At 35.0% G+C, this 4,728-nt stretch carries 5 protein-coding genes; all 5 read right to left on the minus strand.

Features of this window, described 5'->3' with window-relative positions:
• Positions 1-46: 46 nt before the first annotated feature.
• Complete coding sequence (locus tag AST99_RS12415; RefSeq protein ID WP_057782160.1) at positions 47-1,411, minus strand: spondin domain-containing protein; 1,365 nt, start codon at positions 1,409-1,411, stop codon at positions 47-49.
• Positions 1,412-1,510: 99 nt separating this feature from the next.
• Positions 1,511-2,989: a HAMP domain-containing sensor histidine kinase gene (locus AST99_RS12420; RefSeq protein WP_057782161.1), complete on the minus strand. Its 1,479-nt coding sequence runs from the start codon at positions 2,987-2,989 to the stop codon at positions 1,511-1,513.
• Between the two features lie 6 nt (positions 2,990-2,995).
• On the minus strand, positions 2,996-3,697 hold the full coding sequence (locus AST99_RS12425; RefSeq protein ID WP_057782162.1) for a response regulator transcription factor: 702 nt from the start codon (positions 3,695-3,697) through the stop codon (positions 2,996-2,998).
• Between the two features lie 353 nt (positions 3,698-4,050).
• Positions 4,051-4,338: a type II toxin-antitoxin system RelE/ParE family toxin gene (locus AST99_RS12430; RefSeq protein WP_040492734.1), complete on the minus strand. Its 288-nt coding sequence runs from the start codon at positions 4,336-4,338 to the stop codon at positions 4,051-4,053.
• Positions 4,331-4,570 (minus strand): ribbon-helix-helix domain-containing protein, encoded by a 240-nt coding sequence (locus tag AST99_RS12435; protein WP_057782163.1) that lies wholly within the window; start codon positions 4,568-4,570, stop codon positions 4,331-4,333. Before AST99_RS12435 ends, AST99_RS12430 begins: the two co-directional genes overlap by 8 nt.
• Positions 4,571-4,728: the final 158 nt, after the last annotated feature.

Consider the following 4,728-nt stretch of genomic DNA (forward strand, 5'->3'; position numbering starts at 1 on the left):
ACCTATAGGTGAAACGCGGATTTTATATATATGTATTTTAAATATTTTAGTTAGCTGTAATAGTAATTCTTAATACAGTATTCACACTCGGGTAATCGTATCCATCATTTACATTAGATAATAATTGAACAGGCTCTGTTTCATCAATTCCTGTGTCTGCATCTAATTGATTCGTTACTGTGTTTGGTCCAATAGCTGGTTGTTCGTTAACTTCAGTTCCAGCATCAAAAAGGTAAACCATGCTTGTAATATCGCCACTTAAAGGTGTACCGTCTGCACTGAATAATTCAATTCCCGTGTCTTGAGTCGTAAATAACACATCGTTAGTAGCGGCTAACATACTTGCGAATGATAAGCTATTTCCTGTTTCAGCTGTAAAACTAAAAGTATACGTATTTCCTGGTAATAAAGGTCCTGGAGCACTACCGCCAACAACTGTATTAAAAACATTACCTGAAATTTGTCCTTCTAATCCACTTAAATTCTCGGCTAAAACAGCTGTGTTTCCATCTTCAGCAATGTGTTCTAAACCTAAGTCGTAATCTGCACTTCCAGAAGTGAATAATGGCATCGTATTCTCGTCGTGAACCACAAAGATTCCTGGAGACGATGGGAAAGTAACGCCTGTGTTATCGGCAGTATATTCGCCAAGAGGTGCGGCATTTCCATCTTCAGCAATGTCTTCTACACCTTGGCCGTAATCCGGTTCGCCTTCAGTAAATAAAGGGTTTGTACCGCCATGAACCACATAAACACCAGGTGATAATGGTGCCACAGACATTCCTGCGCTCGTGTCTAAACTTGCTGTTGCTAAGTCTTCAATAGACACTGTAAACATAGTCCCTTCAGTATGTGTAATGCTTACTGAAATTAATTCGTTTACTTCTGGATAATCAAAGATAAAGCCATTGGTAACATCTGCAATTTTTAATACGTTTCCGTTTTCAACTTCTCCGGTATCTGGACCAGATTGCATCCCAACTGTATTTGGACCAACTGCAGGTTCTTCATTAACCTCTGTTCCAGCATCCCATAAATAAACTTGGTCGGTAACATCTCCAGAAATTGGATCGCCATTATCATCGTAAAACGCAATTCCATTACCATCAGGAGCAAAAAATAAATCGTTGGTTGCGGCTAGCATAGTTACAAAAGATAATTTCTGACTTCTTCCCGCATCTACAGTAAATTCGTAACGTTTTCCAGGTGTTGCTGGCCCAGGTTCTGTGTCTCCTACAGGTGTATTAAATATTCCAGAACCTATAAAACTATATGCGGTACCTATATTTTCTATGCTTACTGAAAAGTTAGAAGTCACACTTGGATTTACTGTCGTGTTGTCGTCGTCGTTATCGCAACTTGCAAAAAGTGTAATAACGGATAAAAGGGTAATAAATTTAAAATTTTTCATGTGTAAATATCTTATTGGTTATTTCTATACAAATATCCTTTAAGAGTATCACCAAATTATAACAACGAGATAACCATAGTATAAAGTATTATATAAAATTTATAACGAAGCCGTTCTGTTATGCACAGGCAGATTAAAATAAAACTCGGTTCCCTGATTTAAAATGCTATTCACTTTTATGGTTGAATTATGGAGATCCATAATCTTTTTAACAATTGCCAACCCAAGTCCGCTGCCTTTAGTCGCATCAGAGTAAAATTTACCTTTACGGTAGCGTTCGAATATATGAGGTAATTCTTGAGATTCTATACCTCTTCCTGTATCTGAAACTTTTACCATCACTTGATCTTTTTCTCTAAAAAGCTCCAAGGTTACCACGTCGCCTTGCTCGCAATGTTTAATGGCATTGTCTATTATGTTTTGTAAAGCACGATCTATTAAGGCAATATCTGCATATACAAGAGGTAAATCTTTAGAGTACACGGTATTAATACTTACGCCCTTATCTTTTGCAATAATGCGGTATTTATCGGCAATATCTTGAATAATTTCAGCCATTTGTAAGGCTTCTGGTTGCACCGCTTTCTGATTAGCTTCCAAAACACTCAATTCAAATAAATCATTCACCAATTTCTTAAGACGTTCAGAGTTTTTAAGCACGATTTCCATGTAACGATTCTTTTCCTTGTCCTCTAAAGTGTCACCTTTAATCATAATCGTTTCCACAAAACCTTGAATAGATGCAATAGGTGTTCTCAGGTCGTGTGAAATATTTGCAATCAATTCTTTTCGTAAGTTGTCTACACTTTGTAAATCCTGAATATTACTTTGTATGGTATCGGCCATGTCGTTATACGTATTGGCTAATAATCCCATTTCTCCATGTTGAACACCTGCAACGCGGGCATCGTGATTACCATTTTTAAAAGAAGTAAAGGCGGCAATAATTTTATTGAAGTTTCTTGTAATGATATAAATAGAGAGCAATGCGACCAATAAGGCTGCAAAAAGGGCATACAAAATATTACGCATACTAAGCTTACGAATATAACTGGCTTCGTGTTTTTTAATCAGTGAGTCGTAGTCGTTACCTCCTACAATGGTATAGATGTAGCCTACTTTTTCGTTATTATACACATACGGCGCTGCTGAAAATATTTTTTTAGTCCCCGGTAATTTCGGATCGTCTCCTTTTATAAATACCTCGCCATCTTGGGCAATAAATTCTGTTATCGGTTTTAAGTCGATGCTTGTGGCTTTCACCTCTTTATTCATGGCCACATGCTTAAGAATGTTACCGTCTAAGTCCAACAAATAGACTTCGGTGGCCGGATTTGTAGCCATAACATGATGCATTAAACTACTCATTTTAGAATCGACTACCGAGTCGCCATCGTATAGCCCTTGAATTTCTTCAACAATATATCCTGCTACATTTTTATTTAAGCCTTGGGTGATTTCGTCGTGATAGTCTTCTGAAAGTTGCGTGGATGTTCTCGTAATTAAAAAGGCAAGTACGACGAATAATAGGGTGAGTACTCCAGCAATTTTGTAAAATAAAGTGTTTTTTGTTTTCATAATGTCTTAGGATTCAGAAAATCGGTACCCGACTCCCCAAGTGGTCAATATGTATTCTGGGTTTCCAGGATCTTGTTCTATTTTTGCTCGTAAACGGTTAATGTGAGAATTTACTGTATGTTCGTAACCTTCGAATTCGTAACCCCAAATACGATGTAACAATTGCGCACGACTATACGTCTTACCCACATTATTGGCTAATAAGCATAATAATTCGAACTCTTTCGGGGTAAGATTAAGACGTTCACCTTCTAACTCTACTTTGCGCATTTCTTGATTTATAATCAGATATTTACGAGTTAATACAGGTAAATCGTCTTCTGATGTGGCTGTTTTTGTATCTAAGGTTTGACGTCTAATAATAGCTTTTACACGCGCTTGCAATTCACGAATGCTAAACGGTTTGGTGATATAGTCGTCTGCTCCAGTTTCAAGTCCTAAAATCTTATCAATTTCATCACTTTTGCTGGTAAGCATGAGTATGGGCGTATTAATGTTAGATGCTCTTAATTCTCTGCAAATATCTAAACCCTTTTTGCCAGGTAACATTAAATCTAAAATAATAAGATCGTAGGCATTTGTAGAGGCTTCTATAAAACCTTCATTACCATTATAACAACTTTTTAATGTGGTTTGATCGTCTTCAAGGTTTATAGTGACCAATTCTGCGATATGAACATCGTCTTCGACAACTAAAATTTGAACCATTTTAATATATTTTGTGGGCAATCTAATTTAAAAGTATCAAGAAAGTATCCCGATACTATGTTATTTTTTAAATAACATCTGTTTAGATTACAGGTTAGTACTTAAAATAGACGAAAGAAATTTAAGATACTTTCAAATTAATAATAAACAAAGTAGGGAAGAGAGTGGAAAAAGTTTGAGAGTGTTTTTGTTTAAAATAGTAGTGTGTAATTCCTTTTTAATATAGGTATTACCATAGTTAAATTGGGGTTAATTTATGATGATATTTATTAAAGTACTTTGGTTAAAAATTAATGTAATTTTACTTGTTTTTTACCACAGTACTTTGTTGGCAACAGTTTTTATTATTCAGATTACAGTATGTCGTTTAAATCTTGTCTTCCGACAATTGCCATTATTTCAACAACGTCATTATTTATCTTATAGTAAATACTATCTATTCCGCAAACACACCTTCTGTAGTCTTTTTTTATATAATCAACCGACTCGAATGAAAAAGGCCTTTGAGAAATAATTTCAAAATATTCAAAGAATGATTCAAAATATTTATCCGCTTGAGTCATTCCAAATTTTTTAACTCCATAGTGATGGATTCGGATTAAGTCATTTTTAGCTTCGTTACTTAATCGATATTTAGCCATTCAATAAGGTTTTTGATTGAACTAAAATTTCATTTTTCGATTTGTTTGTAAATCCACTATTTTCAGCTTTTTCCAATTTAGTTCGAATCCAATCAATTTCGACTTGTTGTTTTCTAGCTTGTCTAATTAAATCGTTTACTAATTCGCTTTTGCTTGAATATTCTTTTCCATTGACTTGAGCTTTCAGCCATTCGTCGTTAGGTTCTGTAAATGATATACTTTGTCTTGACATAATTTGATTATTTGGTGTAAATATACATCAATTACGAATCATTTGCAAATTGTTTCCAACGTTTATGTATAAGAATAGTTGCGGGTTTGTATGCGAGGATTTTCCGAAGGAAAATCAGATGCATGCAAACACGTAAACACCTTTGATTAAGCACTAAA

The organism is Formosa algae, assembly GCF_001439665.1.
GTDB classification, from domain to species: Bacteria; Bacteroidota; Bacteroidia; order Flavobacteriales; family Flavobacteriaceae; genus Formosa; species Formosa algae.

Coding starts and splice junctions, on each gene's coding strand:
- AST99_RS12425 (WP_057782162.1), bottom strand. CDS start 3,697: ATGGTTCAAATTTTAGTTGTCGAAGACGATGTTCATATCGCAGAATTG.
- AST99_RS12420 (WP_057782161.1), bottom strand. CDS start 2,989: ATGAAAACAAAAAACACTTTATTTTACAAAATTGCTGGAGTACTCACC.
- AST99_RS12435 (WP_057782163.1), bottom strand. CDS start 4,570: ATGTCAAGACAAAGTATATCATTTACAGAACCTAACGACGAATGGCTG.
- AST99_RS12430 (WP_040492734.1), bottom strand. CDS start 4,338: ATGGCTAAATATCGATTAAGTAACGAAGCTAAAAATGACTTAATCCGA.
- AST99_RS12415 (WP_057782160.1), bottom strand. CDS start 1,411: ATGAAAAATTTTAAATTTATTACCCTTTTATCCGTTATTACACTTTTT.